This window comes from Rhizobium sp. Leaf262, assembly GCF_001422245.1.
Lineage (GTDB): Bacteria > Pseudomonadota > Alphaproteobacteria > Rhizobiales > Rhizobiaceae > Agrobacterium.
In genome coordinates, this window is the sequence record NZ_LMMM01000016.1 from 136,030 (window position 1) to 155,114 (window position 19,085).

Consider the following 19,085-nt stretch of genomic DNA (forward strand, 5'->3'; position numbering starts at 1 on the left):
AAGCGTGTAAATATCCGCCCATGCAACCTTGCACAACACGATACGGAAAACAAGAACAGGAAGTGAACAATTTCACTTATACCGCGCAGAAAAATTCGGCGCGGTTGTGATGCCTCACACGCCGGTGGAGCCGAAGCCGCCGGTGCCTCGTGTAGTCTCGGAGGTTTCCGTGACCTCGAAGATCGCGACCTGTGTGACGGGGGCGATGACCATCTGGGCGATGCGCATGCCGCGTTCGATCACGAAATCCTCCTGGCCCAGATTGGCGAGGATGACTTTGACCTCGCCGCGATAATCGCTATCGACAGTGCCCGGCGTGTTGAGGCAGGTGATGCCGTTCTTGATGGCAAGGCCGGAGCGTGGGCGGATCTGCGCCTCGTACCCCTGCGGCACTTCGAAGACAAAGCCGGTTGGCACCAGTGCGCGGGCGCCGGGCTTCAAAGTGAGCGGTTCTTCGGCAGGGACGGCGGCGCGCAAATCCATTCCGGCGGCACCGCTGGTCTCATAGGACGGCAGGTCTATGCCCGTGCCGTTTTCGAGACGAACGAGCTTGAGCGACGGCTGAGATGAGGCGCGTGTGTTCATGTGGCGCATTTGCTGCGCGGTGATGGTCTTGGTCAATTGCATATCCGGCCCCAAATCTATAAAGACGGCCCCAATCAACAGGAATTTCTGAGAATGGCTGAAACGCTTGCCGAGGCGGTCTCCCGCCGCCGTACCTTTGCTATCATCGCGCACCCGGATGCCGGTAAGACGACGCTGACCGAAAAGCTGCTGCTGTTCGGCGGTGCCATTCAGCTGGCCGGTGAGGTGAAGGCGAAGAAGGACCGCATCCAGACGCGGTCCGACTGGATGAAGATCGAGCGCGAGCGCGGCATTTCGGTCGTCACCTCGGTGATGACGTTCGAATATGATGATAAGGTCTTCAATATTCTCGATACGCCCGGCCACGAAGACTTTGCCGACGATACCTACCGCACACTGACGGCGGTGGATGCGGCCATCATGGTGATCGATGCTGCCAAGGGTATTGAGCCACGGACGCTGAAGCTGTTCGAGGTCTGCCGTATGCGCGACATTCCGATCATCACCTTCGTCAACAAGATGGACCGCGAAAGCCGGGATATCTTCGAGATTCTGGACGAGGTCGAAGAGAAGCTGGCGCTGGACACGGCTCCGATCACCTGGCCGATCGGTCGTTCCAAGAGCTTCTGCGGCTCCTACCATCTGGCCAGCAACCGGGTACGTGGGTCCGACAACGAGGTCGAGGCGACGCAGGTCAACGGGCCGCAGGCCGTGGCGAGCCGACTGCCGGAAAACGAGCGCGATGCCTTTATCGAGGAGACGGAACTGGCGCTGGAAGCCTGCCGCCCGTTCGATCGCACGGCGTTTCTGGAGGGGCATCTGACGCCGGTGTTCTTCGGTTCGGCTTTGCGTAACTTCGGCGTTCGCGATCTGATCAATGCTCTCGGCGACATTGCGCCGCCGCCGCGCAACCAGGTGGCCGATACGCGCACCGTGCATGCCGACGAAGACAAGATGACGGCCTTCGTCTTCAAGATTCAGGCCAACATGGACCCGAACCACCGCGACCGTATCGCCTTTGCGCGCATCTGCTCCGGCAAGCTGGAGCGCGGCATGAAGGCAAGGCTTGCCCGCACCGGCAAGCAGATGGGCCTGACTGCACCGCAATTCTTCTTCGCCTCGCAGCGCCACATTGCCGATACGGCCTTTGCGGGCGATGTGGTTGGCATTCCCAACCACGGCACGTTGCGCATCGGTGACACGCTGACCGAGGGTGAAAACCTCGTCTTCCAGGGTGTGCCGAACTTTTCGCCGGAAATTCTGCGCCGCGTGCGGCTGGAAGATGCGATGAAGGCCAAGAAACTGAAGGAAGCGCTGCACCAGATGGCCGAAGAGGGCGTCGTGCAGCTGTTTTCGCCTGAAGACGGCTCACCTGCCATCGTCGGCGTGGTCGGTGCATTGCAGCTCGACGTGCTGAAGGAACGGCTGATGGGCGAATATGGCCTGCCGGTTTCGTTCGAAATGTCGCGCTTTTCGATTTGCCGCTGGATTTCGGCGGATCAGGCGGCGGATATGGACAAGTTCCTGACCGTGAAGCGCGGCGATATTGCCCGCGATCTGGATGGCGATCCGGTGTTTCTGGCGCAGGATGCGTTCTCGCTGCGCTACGAGGCGGAACGGTATCCGGCCATCAAGATGGCGGCGATCAAGGAGTATCATGTCGCCAAGGCGGCGTGATGTTTGCGATTGGGTAGTTGGTTGGCGGCAGTGGGTGGGGCTTACCCCCCTCTGCCCTGCCGGGCATCTCCCCCTCAGGTGGGGAGATCGGCTAGACGCTTGCTCCTCGCTCTATCCGCAGCCTTTGAGATGGGCGAAAGGTCTCCAAGAGTCGATCTCCCCACCTGTGGGGGAGATGTCCGGCAGGACAGAGGGGGGAAGCCCCACCCACTGCCGCATGCCGCTTTTCGACTCAGCCCTGAGCGTCGCGTTTGCGCTCTATCGCGTCCCACAGCAGGCTCGCGACATCGGCACCGCCGAACTTCTTGACTTCGCGAATGCCGGTTGGAGACGTGACGTTGATTTCCGTCATATAGTCACCGATGACATCGATGCCGACGAAGAGGAAGCCGCGTTCGCGCAAGGCCGGGCCGATGCGCTGGCAGATTTCTTTTTCGCGCGCCGTCAGTTCCGTCGGCTCGGGGCGGCCGCCGGCGTGCATGTTGGAGCGGGCGTCGTTTTCCGCAGGCACGCGGTTGATGGCGCCGACGGGTTCTCCATCCACCAGCAGGATGCGCTTGTCGCCCTTGCGGACGTCGGGCAGATATTGCTGGGCGATATAGGGCTCGCGGAACATCTGGCCGAACATTTCCAAAAGCGAGGAGAAGTTGCGGTCATCGCGGGTGGAATGAAAGACGCCAGCGCCGCCATTGCCGTAAAGCGGTTTCAAGATGATATCGCCCATTTCCTCACGGAAGCGGGAGATTTCGGCCACGTCCTTGGTGATCAGCGTTGTGGGCATGAGGTCGGCGAATTCGGTGACGAAAATCTTTTCCGGCGAATTGCGCACCCAGGCGGGGTCATTCACGACCAGCGTCTTGGGGTGAATGCGCTCCAAGAGATGGGTGGAGGTGATGTAGGCCATGTCGAAGGGCGGGTCCTGGCGCAGATGGATGACATCCATGGTGGCAAGGTCAACGCGTTCCGGTTCCGACAGAGAGAAGTGGTCGCCGTTGATGTCGCGCAGCTGCATCTGTTCGACGGTGGCGTAAATCTTGCCATCGCGCATGGACAGGCGGTCCGGCGTGTAATGGAACAGGCGGTAACCACGCGCCTGCGCCTCAAGGCTGATCGCGAAGGTGCTATCGCCCGCAATGTTGATGCCGGAGACATGATCCATCTGGATCGCGACGTTCTTGATTTTGGCCATGCGCAATTTCCTTTTGAAAGCCCGAAATGTGTAGGGCAGGCAAGCTTCAAAGGCAACTGCTACGGGGTGGCGTATCTATGAGTTTTATTGACGTTATCAGGGCTTAAAGAGATGGCGTTTTGGAGGGCAACAGCTTGTTCTTCAAGCGATAGGCAAAGGCGATGGGTGCCGGGAACGGACGGCGCAGAAAGGCAACCTTGCGGACGTAATTGTCCACCCGCCATGTGGCCCAGGTGCCCGCCTTGAAATAGGCGACGTCACCCGCATTGAGGTGATGCACCGAGCCATCTTGCGCCGTGACATGCACGCCGCCTTCTAGAATATGGACAGTTTCGTCCCAGGCGAAGAACCAGCGGAATGTGCCTGCGGTGCAATCCCACAAAGCGGTATAAGCGGCGCGGTCTCCGCTGCGGGAATGGTCGGCCATGCGGGCCTGCGGATCGCCTGCAATGATCCAGTCCGGGTTGATCGGAGCGGGCTGCATGTCCAGCGCGTGCGCGGCAGCGGACACCACCGTCTGCGCCACGGCACGTCTTTTTGCGCGTGGCACCAGAGGTACGGCGCGACCGGCCATGGCGGCCACACTTGCGATCACAACATGCAAAACCATCGAGCGTCCCCATCTCGTAACGGGAACGCTGTAACACAAAACGGGTAAGAATGCTCTTCCATAAATTGAATCAATTGTAACGAAAGTGCATTTCAGGCCGTTTTCAGTGGGCGACGGCCAGTTGCTCGGCTGGCTGATGCGCCGTGCTGCTTACCGACCCTTCGATGCGCTTGCCAGTTTCCTTGTCGAAGAAGTGGAGCTTCTCCAGCGCAATGGCCAGCACCATGTCCTGCGGCATGTCCGTTTCGGCGGAGCACGCGACTGTCAGGGCCTGATCCGCCACCATACCATGGACAAGGCGCTGCGAGCCGAGTTCTTCGATGTAATCCACGCGGAAAGGCAGGCCCTGTTCATCGGCACGGGCGATACGCAGATCTTCTGCGCGCATGCCAACGGTAACAGGACCGGAGGTCGGGGCGTAGCCATTGAGGGACAGGAGGACAGGCCCGATGGCCAGACTGTCACCATGCAGTTCACCTGCCAGAAGGTTCATGGCAGGCGAACCGATGAAGCTGGCGACGAAGGTGGAGGCGGGCTTGTGATAGACCTCCAGCGGCGCGCCGATCTGTTCGATACGGCCGGCATTGAGCACCACCAGACGGTCGGCCAGCGTCATGGCTTCCAGCTGGTCGTGCGTCACATAGATGGAGGTGGTGCCGAGGCGGCGTTGCAGGCGCTTGATTTCGCCGCGCATGGAGACCCGCAGCTTGGCGTCGAGGTTGGACAATGGTTCATCGAACAGGAAGGCGGCGGGCTTGCGGACGATGGCGCGGCCCATGGCGACACGCTGGCGCTGACCGCCCGACAATTGGCGGGGTTTGCGATCCAGATAGGGCTGAAGTTCCAGCATGCGGGCGGCTTCCGCGACGCGGGCATCGATCTCGTCCCTAGGCGTCTTGCGGTTCTTCAGGCCATATTCCAGATTCTGGCGCACCGACATATGCGGGTAGAGCGCATAGTTCTGGAAGACCATGGCGATGTCACGATCGGCGGGTTCCACGTCATTGACGACGCGGTTGCCGATGCTGACCTTGCCATCGGAAATTTCTTCCAGACCTGCGACCATACGCAAAAGCGTGGACTTGCCGCAGCCCGAGGGACCCACGAGCACGATGAATTCGCCATCCTTGATGGAGATATCCACATCATGGACGGCGCGCATGCCGTTGGAATAATCCTTGCAGACCTGACTGATTTCGATCTCGGCCATTGTCGTTTTCCTTATTTATCGCTTTCGGTGAGGCCCTTGATGAACCAGCTCTGGAAGATCACGACCATCAGAACGGGCGGCAGCATGGCCAGAACGGCGAGCGCGAAGGCTTCGTTGTAATCGGGAATTTGTGCACCGACCCAGACTTGCAGGATCGATTTGATGCCGCGCATGATGGTGAAGAAGCTTTCATCATTGGTCATCAGCATGGGCCAGAGATACTGGTTCCAGCCATAGACGAACATGATGATGAAGATGGCGGCCATCATGGTGCGCGACAGGGGCAGCAGAATATCGATGAAGAACTTGACGGGGCCTGCGCCGTCGATCCGGGCTGCTTCCAAAATTTCATCCGGCACGGATTTGAAGAACTGGCGGAAGTAGAATGTGCCGGTGGCAGACGCCAGAAGCGGCACGATGAGGCCGGTATAGGAGTTCAACAGTCCCAGTTTGCTCATGACCTCGTAGGACGGCATGATGCGCACTTCGAGCGGCAAAAGCAGCGTGGTAAAGATGATCCAGAAGGCGAATGTCGCAAACCGAAAGCGGAAATAGACGATGGCATAGGCCGCCAGCATGGACAGCACGATCTTGCCGACGGCAAAGCCGACGCCGAGGATCAGCGAGTTGATGACCATGTTCAACCCGGTCACCTGACCGGTGAACCCGCCCTTCTGGGTCAGGACCTTCTCATAGGTGCCGATGAAATTATCGCCCGGCATAAGGGTCAGGCCGTTCATATGAATCTGGGCTGCCGTGTGGGTCGAGGTCATGAAAGCGACGAGGACCGGCATGATGAGAAACAGCGAGCCGATGATGAGGATCAGGTGATCGAGGGGTTTCGTCTTGTACATGTCGGATATCCCTCAACCGTAATGGATGCGTTTTTCGAGGAAACGGAACTGGATGACCGTCAGCACGAAGACAACGAGCATGAGAATGACCGATTGTGCCGATGAACCGCCGATATCATTGCCGCGGAAACCATCGAGATAGACCTTGTAGACAAGGGTAATCGGATTGTTGGCGGCCTTGTCCTTCACCATGACGTCGATCACCGCAAAGGTATCGAACAGCGCATAGGTGATGTTGATGATCAGCAGGAAGAAGGCGGTGGGTGCCAGCAGCGGCATGATGACCGTCCAGAACCGGCGAAAACCGGAGCGGCAATCGATGAAGGCGGCTTCGCGCACCGAAACGGGCACGCTTTGCAGGCCCGACAGGAAGAAGATGAAATTGTAGGGGATCTGCTTCCACACCGAGACGAAGATCATGGCAAAGGCGGTATCGAAGTAATTGACGCCGACCTGCATGTGCCAGCCGAAGAAGGCGGCCATCTTGACGAAGGAGCCGATGTGCTGATCGAAAAACATCATGCCGATAAGGCCGGCCACCGGCGGCGCGATGGCATAGACTGAAATCAATATGGTCTTATAGGCGGCGCTGCCCCTGATAATTGCATCCGCCTTGACCGCCAGCAACAGGCCGAGTGCGAGCGAAAACACCGTTACCAGCGTGGTGAACAGCACCGTGAACTTGGCGATGTTGAGATATTCGGCGCTGAACAGGACGTCGGTGTAATTGGCAAGTCCGACGAAGGTGGAGCCGAAGCCGAAGGGGTCTTCGATATAGAAGGAAGACTGCACCGCCTGCACAGACGGCCAGTAGAAGAAGACGAAAATGACGATGAGCTGCGGCGCGATCAAGAGATAGGGAAGCGCGGACGACGAAAACTGCACCCGTTTGGCGGGCTCCGCTATCGCGACAGGCTTCTTCGCCTTGGTGGCGACGCCGGGAATGGGCCGGACGAGACCCGGCTGGGACGAGGTATAGGCCACGCGCGCAAACCTTTTTGGGTTGGGGCTTCACATCCTTATTCGACGTCATCCTCGGGACAAGCCCGAGGATGACGTCCGAGTGTGGGGCAAGCCATGCTGACAACCAACGAACCTCCCCTCATCAGGAAGGGAGGCCCATCTATTTTCACAAGTCGTTCAATCAGCCAGCGGTCTTGGCAAAACGGGCCAGAAGGTCGTTGCCTTCTTTTTCGATGATCTCGAAGGCTTCCTTTGGCTGAACTTCGCCGGAGAAGATGCGGCCGTATTCACGTTCCATGATGGCGCGGATCTGCGGGTAGAAGCCGAGGCGGTAGCCCTTGGACCATTCGCCGCCTGGAAGGGAAAGCTGCTTGATGCCGACTTCGGCAACCGGCTGCTTTTCGTAATAGCCTTCCTTCTTGGTCAGCTCGTATGCGGCCTTGGTGATGGCGACGTAGCCGGTGGCCTCATGGTAGAACTTCTGGATTTCAGGCGATGTCAGGAACTGGAAGAAGTCCGCAACGCACTTGTTTTCGGCTTCCGACTTGCCGGACATGGCAAACAGGGCAGCGCCGCCGATGAAGGAGTTGGTGCCAGCGCCCTTGATGGAGCCCCAGTAAGGAAGGAACGTTGCCGAGAACGGCATCTGTGCCGTCTTCTGCAGGCCGCCGAAGGAGCCGGACGAACCGATCCACAGAGCAACCTTGTTTTCTTCGAATGGCTTCTGGTTATCGTTCCAGCCTGCGCCGTAATAGGCGAAGTAGCCCTGATCCTTCCAGGACTTCAGCTTTTCGAACATCATGACGAGGTTCGGGTCGGTGACCTTCAACTTGGTGTCGACAACGCTGTCGTAACCATTGTTGTTGGTGGCGAACTGAATGTTGTTGCGCGAGAAGAAGTTCTCAGTGAACTGCCATGTCAGCTGGGCCTGAACGAGCGGGATGAAACCGGCTTCCTTCAGCTTCGGTGCAGCGGCTTCAAATTCTTCCCAGGTCTTCGGTGCTTCGACACCGGCCTTTTTCAGGGCTTCGGTGTTGTAGTACATGATGGGCGCGGAAGAGTTGAACGGCATGCCGACGAACTTACCGTCAGCGGCAGCGAAGAAGCTGCGCACACCGGGAATGAAGGCTTCGCGGTCGAACTTGTAACCGGCCTTGGTGATGATGTCTTCGGCAGGAATGACAGCGCCTTTGGCATTGATGATGGTGGCGGCACCGGCATCGAAGACCTGAAGGATGTTGGGCTGTTCGCCGGAACGGAAGGCAGCGATGCCGCTGGCCAGCGCTTCTTCATAGGTGCCCTTGGACACAGGAGTCAGCGCGCAATTGGTCTGCGCGGCGTTGAACTTCTGCGAAACTTCATTGATGACTTCACCGTTGCGACCGCCCATGCCGTGCCACCACGTAATGTTGGTTGCCGCCATGGACGATGTCGCCGAAAATGTGATGGCCATTGCAGCCATGGAAAACTTCTTGATCATGGTTTCGATCCTTTACCGCCCTTGTTTGGGTGAGGATGCGAATAGGCTCCTTCGATGACGGGCCTTTTACAGTTTTATGGCAGATTTGTTACGGTACAAGCTGATCAATCGTCCCGCCCCGGATCGACTCAACCGGGAGTATCCGAGCGCTTGCGACCGACCTGTCGCGCCGGGTTTCCAGCAACAGTATGGCCGGGTGCCACGTCCTTCGTCACGACAGAACCTGCGCCGACGATCGCGCCGGGTCCAATGGTGATGCCGGGCAGGATGATGGCACCACCGCCGATCCAGGCGTTGGCACCGATGGTGACCGGCTTTGCGATCTCGATACCTTCTGCGCGGAGCGGCGGATCTCTGTGATGATCGGCGCAGTAGATCTGCACGCCGGGGCCGAGCATCACGCCATCGCCGATGTCGACGGGAGCGGAATCCAGAATGACGCAGCCTGCGTTGAGGTAAACGTTTTTGCCCAGCCTGATGTTGAAGCCGTAGCTGCAATGGAATGGCGCTTCGATGAAGACGCCTTCCGCCACCGAAGCGAAAAGGGAGCGCAACAGCGGTGCCATGGCTGCGCGGGTATCCGGCGGCATGGTGGCATGCTGGTGGACAGCGCGTCGCGCGGTGGCGCGCAGAGCATCGAGTTCATCGTCGAGACAGCAATACCAGTCTCCAGCAGCCATCTTCTCCCGCTCGCTGCGCATCAGCTACCCTTTCAGAAGGCATCAATGAAATGTTTGGGAATGCGGCGCGGCAGGACCGCGACGATATCGAAGCGCGATGAGAGGAGCGCGGCATCCTTACGGCGCGACAGCCAGAGGTCTGCGGCGGCGCGGATGCGATGTTGCGATGCGTGGCTGACGGCGTCGACCGCACCTGTTGCAGTTGCCCGCGCCTTGACCTCAACGAAAGCGATGACATTGTTTTTGCGGGCGATGAGGTCGATCTCGCCAAGCGGCGTGCGGTGGCGCAGAGCGAGAATGCGGTAGCCCTTAAGCATAAGATAAAGGGCTGCCCAGTATTCCGCTGCATGGCCGCGCCGTTCGGCCTTGCGTCTTTGCCCCGTTCGCCCCTCAGCCGCCATCGCTGCCCTTCATGTCCAGCAAGCGCTGGTAGAGTTCCTTGCGCGGCAGGCCGGTGAGCTTTGCCGCCTCCCCTGCCGCCTTGGCGGCGGACATGGTGGAAACGAGGTCCTTCAACAGCTTTTCGACATCTTCCATATCGGGAATTTCATCATAGGAAGGTGGCTCGATGAGGAGCACGATCTCGCCTTTGACGATGCGGTCTTCATTGTAGAATTCCGTGAGTTCACCCAGCGTGCCGCGACGAAATTCCTCGAAGGTCTTGGTGAGTTCCCGGCACACGACGGCGCGGCGGTTCGGGCCAAGCACTTCGCAGGCAACCTTGATTGTGGCGCAGATGCGGTGCGGGGATTCGAAGAACATCATGGTGGCCGGGATCTTCGACAGGTCCGAGAAGCGGTCGCGCTTGCCCTTGTCCTTGACGGGCAGGAAGCCTGCAAACATGAAGGCATCGCTCGGCATGCCCGAGCCGACAAGGGCTGCAAGCGGTGCAGACGCACCGGGGATGGGGACGACGCGGTGGCCTGCGTCCAGCGCCATCTGGCCCAGGCGATAGCCGGGGTCCGACACCAGCGGCGTTCCTGCATCCGATACCAGCGCCACGGATTTTCCGGCGTCGAGTGCGGCGATGAGCTTGGGGCCAGCCTCTTCGGCATTGTGTTCGTGATAGGAATAGGGCCGGTTGCGGATGCCGTAACGGTCGAGCAAAATGCGGGTGACGCGCGTGTCCTCGCAGGCCAGCACATCGGCTGACGCCAGCGTTTCCAGCGCCCGCACGGTGATATCGCCCAGATTGCCGATGGGGGTCGCCACCAGATAGAGCGCTACCTCTATCGGCCGGGCCGGTATGGTATGGCCGCCAACCTTGAAGCCCCGCCCGTTGCCATCAGGGCCTTCCACGTTCTCACCAACAGGTGCTTCATCTGTCACTGCTTCATTCCCGTCATGTCTATGCCAAGCCTTTATGGGCAAGACGACGCCCGTGAACAAGGGCAGTTCTGGCATGCCGGGCTGTGGACCGTGTTGTATTGCGTGGAAATACGGGAATGAAGTGGTATGGCCTCTTGCATTTTCCTCGATAACTCTGCCATTTTGCCCGTCCACATTATCCGGCTCCCAGCCGGACAAGACTATCTTGGCGAGCCGAATGATACGGTTCGCAACGGTTGAAAGCGGTAGTGTCCATGCGTATTACTCTCGAGCGGTCGAACCTTCTGAAATCGCTGAACCACGTTCATCGCGTGGTGGAACGGCGCAACACGATCCCTATTCTCTCCAACGTGCTGCTGCGCGCATCCGACGCCAAGCTCGACATGAAGGCGACCGACCTCGATCTCGAGATCACCGAGGCCACACCGGCCATGGTGGAACAGGCGGGCTCCACCACCGTGCCTGCGCATCTGCTCTATGAAATCGTGCGCAAGCTGCCCGACGGCTCGGAAGTGCTTCTGGCGACCAACCCTGACGGTTCGAGCATGACGGTTGCCTCCGGTCGTTCGAAGTTCTCGTTGCAGTGCCTGCCGGAAACCGACTTTCCCGACCTGACGGCGGGCACGTTCAGCCACAGCTTCAAGCTGAAGGCAGCCGATCTGAAGATGCTGATCGACCGCACGCAGTTTGCGATCTCGACCGAAGAGACGCGTTATTACCTCAACGGCATTTTCTTCCACACCATCGAAAGCGACAATGACCTTAAGCTGCGCGCCGTAGCAACCGACGGTCACCGTTTGGCGCGCGCCGATGTGAAGGCGCCCTCGGGTTCGGAAGGCATGCCGGGCATCATCATTCCGCGCAAGACCGTTGGCGAATTGCAGAAGCTGGTCGACAATCCCGAGCTGGAAGTGACCGTTGAGGTCTCCGACGCCAAGATCCGCATGACCATCGGCGACATCGTCATGACCTCCAAGCTGATCGACGGAACGTTCCCGGATTACCAGCGCGTGATCCCGACTGGCAACGACAAGGAAATGCGCGTCGATTGCCAGTCCTTCGCCAAGGCGGTTGACCGCGTTTCGACGATTTCGTCCGAGCGTGGCCGTGCGGTTAAGCTTGCGATTACAGAAGGACAACTGACGCTGACCGTCAACAACCCGGATTCGGGCAGTGCGACGGAAGAAGTGGCCGTGGGCTACGAGCATGACGGCATGGAAATCGGCTTCAATGCCAAGTACCTGCTGGATATCACCGCGCAGCTTTCCGGAGAAGACGCGATCTTTCTTCTGGCCGATGCCGGGTCTCCGACACTGGTGCGCGACACGGCAGGCGACGACGCGCTTTACGTGCTGATGCCGATGCGCGTTTAGGACGCTCCCATCTTAGAAAAATGCAGAATGCCGGTGACACCCTCACCGGCATTTTTGTTTGCAGATTTTTTATAGTTTGTTAAGATTTTCCAGTTGCGACATTTTTCATTGTCTTTACGACGAAGCGAAACAACATATCGCCATAGTTTCAACAAATGTTGTTTCGACGTGAACAGAGGGGACGCGGATGGGACTGAGCCTGAAAGAGCGCTTCGGCAGAAAATTCGAAGAGGAAATCCGTTTCTTCAAGGGAATGGTGAACCAGCCGAAGAAGGTGGGCGCCATCGTTCCGACCTCTGGCGTGACCGCGCGGCGCATGGCGAGTGTCATCACCCCGCAATCGGGCCTTCCCGTGCTGGAACTGGGACCGGGCACAGGCTGCATAACCAAGGCTATTCTCGGACGCGGCGTGAAGCCGGAAAACATTACAGCCATCGAATATTCGACTGATTTCTACCAGCAGCTTCTGCGTAGCTATCCCGGCGTCAACTTCATCAATGGCGACGCCTTCGATCTGGACAAGACGCTGGGTGCGCAGAAGGACCAGATGTTCGATTGCGTCATCTCCGCCGTGCCGATGCTGAATTTCCCGATGGCAGCGCGTATCAACTTGCTGGACGAGTTATTGAAGCGCGTTCCGCATGGCCGCCCGGTCATTCAGATTTCCTACGGTCCGGTATCGCCTATCGTTGCCCAGCCGCACCTTTACCACATCCGCCATTTCGACTTTGTGGTGCGCAACATTCCACCGGCCCAACTGTGGACCTATACCCGCGCCTGAGCTAGTCTTTCGCGCATGTACGCGCTTTACATCACCCATCCGCAGGTTCGGATCGAGGCCAATGTGTCGGTTCCCGACTGGTCTCTTTCCGACATCGGTGCGCAGCGCGTTCGCAGGGCTGCCGCCTTTCCCTGGGCCAAGGCATTGCGGCGCATCGTTTCCAGCAGCGAGAAAAAGGCCGTTGAAACGGCACGGATTTTGGCGCGCGCCGCTGGTGTCGAGGTCGAGACCGCTGCCGACATGCACGAGAATGACCGGAGTGCCACCGGATTTCTTCCGCCCGATGAGTTCGAACGCGCCGCAGACTGCTTCTTTGCCCACCCGCAGGCAAGCTACAAGGGTTGGGAGACGGCAGTGGATGCGCAAAGGCGGATCGTCGGTGCCATCGAGGCCGTTCTCGCCAGCCACGATCCGGCGGAACCCATTGCCTTTACCGGCCACGGCGCGGTCGGGACGCTGCTGAAATCACACCTTGCGCATGACGTCATCAGCCGCCGCGGCGACCAGCCCGTCGGCGGTGGTAATATCTTCTGTTTTACTCTTGCAGACCGCAGCCTCACATGCGACTGGACGGCAATGGAAACTTGGCAGGGGATGATGAAATGACCGCACGCGAGCGCCTGATCGTCGGGCTTGATCTTCCAACCGTGGCTGAGGCCGAAAACATCGTCAACGCATTGGGCGACGATGTTCTTTTCTACAAGATCGGCCATCAACTGGCCTTTGCCGGTGGGCTTGAGTTCGCCAGAGAACTGGCCGCAAGCGGCAAGAAAATCTTCCTCGACATGAAGCTTCTCGACATTGACAACACGGTGGCGTCCGGCGTGGAAAACATTGCCAAAATGGGCATGACCATGCTGACGCTGCACGCCTACCCCAAGGCGATGCGGGCGGCAGTGAAGGCGGCGGAAGGCTCTGGGCTTTGCCTGCTGGGCGTGACGGTGCTGACTTCCATGGATGATGCCGATCTGGTGGAGGCCGGATATCAGGGCGACGCACGCTCGCTGGTGCTGAAACGGGCAGCTCAAGCGCGGGATGCGGGCATGGGCGGCATCGTCTGCTCTGCGGAAGAATCCGCCGCCGTGCGTGAAATCGTTGGCGCGGACATGGCGGTCGTGACCCCCGGCATTCGCCCCACCGGCGGCGATGCGGGCGACCAGAAACGGGTGGTTACCCCGTTCGATGCGATCAAGGCAGGCTCCAGTCATCTGGTCGTGGGCCGCCCCGTCGTCAAGGCGGCGGATCCAAAGGCTGCTGCGCGCGCCATTCTGGATGAAATGTCAAAGGCAATCTGAGAGGAGATATCATGGCCAAGGGTTACTGGATTGCACAGGTGGATGTGCGCGATGCCGAGCGTTACAAGGACTATATCTCCACCGCAAAACCGGCCTTCGAACGCTACGGTGCAAATTTTCTGGCGCGTGGCGGTTCCGTGACGCAGCTCGAAGGCAAGGGCCGGGCGCGCAATGTCGTCATCGAATTTCCATCGATGCAGCATGCACTCGACTGCTACAATTCGGAAGAATACCAACAGGCACTGAAAATCCGCAAGGAAGTGGCCGATACCGAACTAATGATCATGGACGGCGTTTGATCATCGTCAAGCATCCGTTCATTCTGGTTTAGAGCGGATGCTGTTCTCTCTTCCCGTTGTCCCGGCTTTGAGCTAAGAGACGGAAACGCTATATTCAACGCTTCGCAGGAGCCTCCCATGCCATTGGCCAACCTCCCCCCTCTCGTCACCGTTTTTGGCGGTTCGGGCTTCGTCGGACGGCATGTGGTGCGGTTCCTTGCAAAGCGCGGTTACCGCATTCGCGTCGCCGTTCGTCGCCCTGATCTGGCGGGCTTCTTGCAGCCGCTGGGTAATGTCGGGCAAATCTCCTTTGCGCAGGCCAACCTGCGCTATAAGGATTCCGTCAACAAGGCCGTTGAAGGTGCGGACCATGTGGTCAACTGTGTTGGCATTCTGTTCGAAAGCGGTCGCAACACATTCGACGCCGTACAGGAATTCGGTGCACGTGCCGTGGCGGAAGCCGCCAAGAATGCCGGTGCGACGCTGACGCATATTTCCGCCATCGGTGCCGACGCAAACTCGTCTGTCGGCTACGCCCGCACCAAGGGCCGCGCCGAAGCTGCCATCCGCTCCGTTTTGCCGGATGCCATCATTCTGCGCCCTTCGATCGTTTTCGGACCGGAAGACGATTTCTTCAACAAGTTTGCGGGTATGGCACAGCGTCTGCCGTTCCTGCCGCTGATCGGCGGCGGCCACACCAAATTCCAGCCGGTTTACGTGGAAGACGTGGCTGAAGTCGTTGCCCGCAGCGTCGATGGCGCGTTGAAACCGGGTGCGACGTATGAACTGGGCGGTCAGGACGTCATGACGTTCCGTGACTGTCTCGAGGCGGTTCTGGCTGCCACCTATCGTCAGCGCCCGCTGGTCAACCTGCCGTTTGGTATTGCCTCGATGATGGGCAAGATTGCCTCGATGGTGCCGCTGATCACACCGCCTTTGACATCCGATCAAGTCACCATGCTGCGAAACGACAATGTCGTGTCTTCAGAAGCGGCAAATTCCGGGTTGACGCTCGATGGTCTGGGCATCACGCCGGTACGCGTCGCATCCGTTCTGCCATCCTATATGGTGAGCTACCGTACGCACGGACAATTCAGCAATGCGGGCAAGGCTGCTTGAGCTTTTATCGTCTTTCCGTGCGGAAAAGCGGCATCCGCTTTTTCGTGAAATGCTTTTGAATTAGGCGTGCAACCAAATTCAAACTCGTGAGTTATGCACCCAACGGGCAGCGATCAAGTTCGCTGCCTTTTCGTTTGTATGTGGGGGCACATCATGAAAACAGCAGATCATCGTCGCAAGCGTGGCACAAGGGCAACTGTGGACAAGAGTTCGCATTAACCCGGTGTTCAGCAAGGTCCTTTATTGCTAAACGCCACATCCTACACACAATCCAGAACCTAAAAATCATCGTGCGACGGCTTGGGTCGTTGCGGTCATCGTCTGAAAGGCAAATATAAAATGGGCAAGTCTATCGCACTCTTTTTTGCGTGTGCGGCGTTGGTTGTTCTGGCAGGTTCGTTCATGGCGCCGGGCACGGTTGCAGCTGGCAAGACCGGTTGTTCGCCAGCCTATGGCGTCGATCCATGCGCAACGAGTTCGATCTCGGCAAACTGATCGATTTCAAGCAGAGCGCTTGTGTTCTGATTTCAAAAAAGCGCCATCGGGTCCATCGAAGGCGCTTTTTTTCATGGTAAAGGCGGGTTTTCAGCATGAAAGTGACGTGGCAAACGCGCCCATGTTAAACTTGTCTTAAAAAAGCTGAACTTATAGTTTCTGCACAGGCCATACCTTGTCCGCCCTCTGGCGATGAAGACAACCTTTCCTTTCATCAAAAATTTGAGTGCCTATGCCAACCCTTTTTCATTCTCCCATGTCGACGGCTTCCCGATTCGTTCGGCTGATCCTGACCGAATATGGTTTTCAGGCGGATCTGGTCGAAGAGCAGCCCTGGGAAAAACGGCGCGAGTTTCTGGCACTCAATCCCGCCGGCACGTTGCCGGTCTATCTCGATGACAATATGCGCTCTCTCTGTGGACCCTATGTTCTGGCTGAGTTTCTGGACGAGACCCATGGTGTGCTGAAACGCGACAGGCGGCTTCTGGCGGAAGACCCGTTCCAGCGCGCTGAAATCCGCCGGTTGACGGAGTGGTTTCTGCAGAAGATGGAGACCGACGTGACGCGGCCTCTGGTGCGCGAACGTGCCTACAAGCTGCAAATGTCGACGGCCCAGGGCGGCGGCCCACCAGACAGCAAGCTGCTGCGCACGGCCCGTTCCAACGTTCATCAGCATATGAAATATCTGGAGTGGCTGGCAGGCTCGCGCACGTGGCTTGCAGGCGACCGGTTGAGCTATGCCGATCTGGCCGCCGGTGCATCGGTTTCCATTCTCGACTATCTCGGCGAGATCAACTGGCTGGAAGCGCCAATTGCCAAGGAATGGTACCAGCGCGTCAAATCGCGCCCCTCCTTCCGTCCGCTTCTGGCAGAGCGCGTGCCGCGCCTTGCGCCCTCCTCCCATTATGCGGATCTTGATTTTTAAGCCTGAGACATTGGCTTTATATATAATGATGCTAATGGCAGGCTTTCTGCCGTTCGCATCAGGAGACACGCCATCGATACGGCATTGCAGAAGCAACAGGTTCGCGCCGCCAAGCTGACGGATTTCGTTCGCGCGGAAGCGGCCTCGCTTGGCTTCGATCTCTGTCGTATCACCTCCCCTGACAGTATTCCGCTTGCGCCGGAACGCCTGCGAGAATTCATCGGCAATGGCTTCCACGGCACGATGGGCTGGATGGAAGAGACGCAGGAACGGCGGGCCAGCCCGAAGACGTTGTGGAGCGAGGTGCGCTCCGTGGTGATGTTCGGCCTGAACTATGGCCCGGACGAGGACCCACGCGGCATTCTGAACAAGCCCGACAAGGCGGCGATTTCCGTCTATGCGCGCAACCGCGATTATCATGATGTCATCAAGGGGCGGCTGAAGGAGATCGCCACCCGCTTTGCGGCCCGCGCGGGTGAAGACGTGAAGGTCTTTGTCGATACCGCGCCGGTGATGGAAAAACCGCTGGCGGAGGCTGCCGGGCTTGGCTGGCAGGGCAAGCACACCAATCTTGTCAGCCGCAGCCATGGCTCGTGGCTGTTTTTAGGCAGCATGTTCACCACTGCCGACCTCTGTCTCGATGAGGCCGAGCGCGACCATTGCGGCTCGTGCCGGGCCTGTCTCGATGCCTGCCCGACCGACGCGTTTCCAGCACCCTATAAGCTCGATGCGCGGCGCTGCATTTCCTATCTGACCATCGAGCACAAGGGACCGATTCCGCACGAATTCCGGCCGATGATCGGCAACCGCATCTATGGCTGCGACGACTGTCTTGCGGCGTGCCCGTGGAACAAGTTTGCGGCCAGTGCGTCCGAAATGAAATTGCAGGCGCGCAACGAGCTGAAAGAGCCGGATATCGCCTTTCTGCTGACGCTGGATGACGCGGCTTTTCGCGCCTTTTTCAGCGGATCGCCGGTTAAGCGGATCGGTCGCAACCGCTTCGTTCGCAACGTTCTGATGGCGGCGGGAAACTCCGGCGACGCCAAATTCATTACGCAATGTCAAATACTTGCGCAGGATGCATCGCCTGAGGTGCGCGGCATGGCGGTGTGGGCGCTGTCAAGATTGATGGACAGGCCAAGCTTCAATGCCTACGCTTGCACCCGTGCCGCCGAGGACGATTCGGACGTGCTGAACGAGTGGTTGATTGCAGGAGTGTAAATGTCGCATCTGATGATTTTCGGGGCCGGATATTCCGGCAAGGCTATCGCCAGAGCACTCCAGACCGATATGGACCGCATCTCTGGTACCACGCGCGATGAAGACAAGATTTCCACTTTGCAGTGTCAGGCCATCGCGCCCTTCATCTTTACCGGCGAGGCGATCAATGAAGACTTGCGTGCCGAATTGCGCAGCGTCACGCATCTGGTGCAGTCCATTGCGCCGAGCGCCTCCGGCGATCCGCTGCTGCGCCTGTTGAAGGGCGACTTGAGAAGCCTGATGCCGGATTTGCAGTGGGTCGCCTATCTCTCCACCGTTGGCGTTTATGGCAACCATGACGGCGACTGGGTGGATGAGGACACCCCCTGTCGCCCTGTTTCGGTTCGCTCTGTCGAGCGGGTGGAGGCGGAAGAGGCGTGGACGACCGCGTCCCGGCAGGCTGGCGTCAAGCTGTGCATATTGCGGCTATCAGGCATCTACGGTCCCGGTCGCAACGGTCTTATCAACCTGGAAAAAGGCACGGCGCGGCGGCTGGTGAAGAAGAACCAGGTGTTCAACCGCATTCGTGTCGAAGACATCGGTGCGGCCACGCAGTTTCTGATCGAACACGAGGCCAGCGGCATTTTCAACGTGACCGACGACGAGCCCGCGCCGCCACAGGATGTCGTTTCCTTTGCCGCCGACCTGATGGATATGGAGCCACCGGAGGAGCAATCCTTCGAGACCGCGCAGCTAAGCGAGATGGCGCGCTCCTTCTATGGCGAGAACAAACGCGTCTCCAACCGTAAACTCAAGGAGCTGGGCTTCACCTTCGCCCACCCCGACTACCGCACATCGCTGCGACAGATGTGGGATGAAGGCATTTGGCGAGATGAATAACCGTTCATATTCGCAACGGTGAAAAATCCATCCAAAGGCTCTTTTCAGGAATGTTTTAATCGTGTTTTGGCCATTTTAACCCTTTGTTAAGGCGCAATTTGGCTAAAAATTTCATGCTTTGGAAAATTATTTCATAGTGAAT

The 19,085-nt window shown here is 58.5% G+C and carries 21 protein-coding genes; 11 read left to right on the forward strand and 10 right to left on the reverse strand.

The genetic code is table 11. The features are described 5' to 3' along the window. Positions 1-114: 114 nt before the first annotated feature. Positions 115-585, reverse strand: coding sequence for a dUTP diphosphatase (gene dut / locus ASF29_RS14800; RefSeq protein WP_062451680.1), 471 nt, complete (start codon positions 583-585; stop codon positions 115-117). Between the two features lie 93 nt (positions 586-678). Between dut and ASF29_RS14805 the strand changes: the two genes are divergently transcribed. Further along, the gene (locus ASF29_RS14805) at positions 679-2,262 is read left to right on the forward strand and encodes a peptide chain release factor 3 (RefSeq protein WP_062451430.1); all 1,584 of its coding nucleotides are present in this window, start codon (positions 679-681) and stop codon (positions 2,260-2,262) included. 232 nt (positions 2,263-2,494) lie between these two features. Here ASF29_RS14805 and gshB read toward each other — a convergent pair whose 3' ends face one another. From gshB to rsmI, 9 genes are all read right to left on the reverse strand, one after another. Continuing rightward, positions 2,495-3,451, reverse strand: a complete 957-nt coding sequence (gshB, locus tag ASF29_RS14810) for a glutathione synthase (RefSeq protein ID WP_062451431.1) — start codon at positions 3,449-3,451, stop codon at positions 2,495-2,497. Between the two features lie 103 nt (positions 3,452-3,554). After that, positions 3,555-4,061, reverse strand: a complete 507-nt coding sequence (locus ASF29_RS14815; protein WP_062451432.1) for a cupin domain-containing protein — start codon at positions 4,059-4,061, stop codon at positions 3,555-3,557. A 103-nt stretch (positions 4,062-4,164) separates the two neighbouring features. After that, positions 4,165-5,271: a sn-glycerol-3-phosphate import ATP-binding protein UgpC gene (locus ASF29_RS14820; protein ID WP_062451433.1), complete on the reverse strand. Its 1,107-nt coding sequence runs from the start codon at positions 5,269-5,271 to the stop codon at positions 4,165-4,167. Between the two features lie 11 nt (positions 5,272-5,282). After that, positions 5,283-6,125, reverse strand: coding sequence for a sn-glycerol-3-phosphate ABC transporter permease UgpE (ugpE, locus tag ASF29_RS14825; protein ID WP_062451434.1), 843 nt, complete (start codon positions 6,123-6,125; stop codon positions 5,283-5,285). A 12-nt stretch (positions 6,126-6,137) separates the two neighbouring features. Next, complete coding sequence (locus ASF29_RS14830; protein WP_082453520.1) at positions 6,138-7,109, reverse strand: ABC transporter permease subunit; 972 nt, start codon at positions 7,107-7,109, stop codon at positions 6,138-6,140. Positions 7,110-7,269: 160 nt separating this feature from the next. Then, a complete protein-coding gene (locus tag ASF29_RS14835; RefSeq protein ID WP_062451435.1) occupies positions 7,270-8,568 on the reverse strand; it encodes an extracellular solute-binding protein in 1,299 nt (432 codons plus the stop codon). Positions 8,569-8,696: 128 nt separating this feature from the next. Then, entirely contained in the window at positions 8,697-9,269 is a 573-nt protein-coding gene (locus ASF29_RS14840) for a sugar O-acetyltransferase (protein WP_062451436.1), read from the reverse strand. 11 nt (positions 9,270-9,280) lie between these two features. Next, positions 9,281-9,649, reverse strand: coding sequence for a YraN family protein (locus ASF29_RS14845; RefSeq protein ID WP_062451437.1), 369 nt, complete (start codon positions 9,647-9,649; stop codon positions 9,281-9,283). Further along, positions 9,639-10,547, reverse strand: coding sequence for a 16S rRNA (cytidine(1402)-2'-O)-methyltransferase (gene rsmI, locus ASF29_RS14850; RefSeq protein WP_244473575.1), 909 nt, complete (start codon positions 10,545-10,547; stop codon positions 9,639-9,641). The genes ASF29_RS14845 and rsmI overlap by 11 nt, the downstream gene beginning before the upstream one ends. A 284-nt stretch (positions 10,548-10,831) precedes the next feature. Here rsmI and dnaN point away from each other — a divergent pair, with 284 nt between their 5' ends. The 10 genes from dnaN to ASF29_RS14895 all read left to right on the forward strand — a co-directional run bounded on the left by dnaN (position 10,832) and on the right by ASF29_RS14895 (position 18,943). Beyond that, complete coding sequence (dnaN, locus tag ASF29_RS14855) at positions 10,832-11,950, forward strand: DNA polymerase III subunit beta (RefSeq protein ID WP_062451438.1); 1,119 nt, start codon at positions 10,832-10,834, stop codon at positions 11,948-11,950. A gap of 187 nt (positions 11,951-12,137) precedes the next feature. After that, positions 12,138-12,731: a phospholipid N-methyltransferase PmtA gene (pmtA, locus tag ASF29_RS14860; RefSeq protein WP_062451439.1), complete on the forward strand. Its 594-nt coding sequence runs from the start codon at positions 12,138-12,140 to the stop codon at positions 12,729-12,731. Positions 12,732-12,746: 15 nt separating this feature from the next. Continuing rightward, complete coding sequence (locus ASF29_RS14865; RefSeq protein WP_062451440.1) at positions 12,747-13,337, forward strand: histidine phosphatase family protein; 591 nt, start codon at positions 12,747-12,749, stop codon at positions 13,335-13,337. After that, complete coding sequence (pyrF, locus tag ASF29_RS14870) at positions 13,334-14,026, forward strand: orotidine-5'-phosphate decarboxylase (RefSeq protein WP_062451441.1); 693 nt, start codon at positions 13,334-13,336, stop codon at positions 14,024-14,026. The genes ASF29_RS14865 and pyrF overlap by 4 nt, the downstream gene beginning before the upstream one ends. An 11-nt stretch (positions 14,027-14,037) precedes the next feature. Next, complete coding sequence (locus ASF29_RS14875; protein ID WP_062451442.1) at positions 14,038-14,325, forward strand: DUF1330 domain-containing protein; 288 nt, start codon at positions 14,038-14,040, stop codon at positions 14,323-14,325. Positions 14,326-14,442: 117 nt separating this feature from the next. Then, positions 14,443-15,423 carry a complex I NDUFA9 subunit family protein gene (locus ASF29_RS14880; protein ID WP_062451443.1) on the forward strand — a complete coding sequence of 327 codons (981 nt, stop codon included), beginning with the start codon at positions 14,443-14,445 and terminating at the stop codon, positions 15,421-15,423. Between the two features lie 339 nt (positions 15,424-15,762). Next, positions 15,763-15,918, forward strand: a complete 156-nt coding sequence (locus ASF29_RS24705; protein WP_164470679.1) for a hypothetical protein — start codon at positions 15,763-15,765, stop codon at positions 15,916-15,918. A gap of 232 nt (positions 15,919-16,150) precedes the next feature. Continuing rightward, the gene (locus ASF29_RS14885; RefSeq protein ID WP_045229994.1) at positions 16,151-16,843 is read left to right on the forward strand and encodes a glutathione S-transferase family protein; all 693 of its coding nucleotides are present in this window, start codon (positions 16,151-16,153) and stop codon (positions 16,841-16,843) included. Between the two features lie 84 nt (positions 16,844-16,927). Then, positions 16,928-18,064 carry a tRNA epoxyqueuosine(34) reductase QueG gene (gene queG / locus ASF29_RS14890; protein ID WP_244473568.1) on the forward strand — a complete coding sequence of 379 codons (1,137 nt, stop codon included), beginning with the start codon at positions 16,928-16,930 and terminating at the stop codon, positions 18,062-18,064. Beyond that, positions 18,065-18,943, forward strand: a complete 879-nt coding sequence (locus ASF29_RS14895) for an SDR family oxidoreductase (RefSeq protein ID WP_062451445.1) — start codon at positions 18,065-18,067, stop codon at positions 18,941-18,943. Positions 18,944-19,085 lie beyond the last annotated feature (142 nt).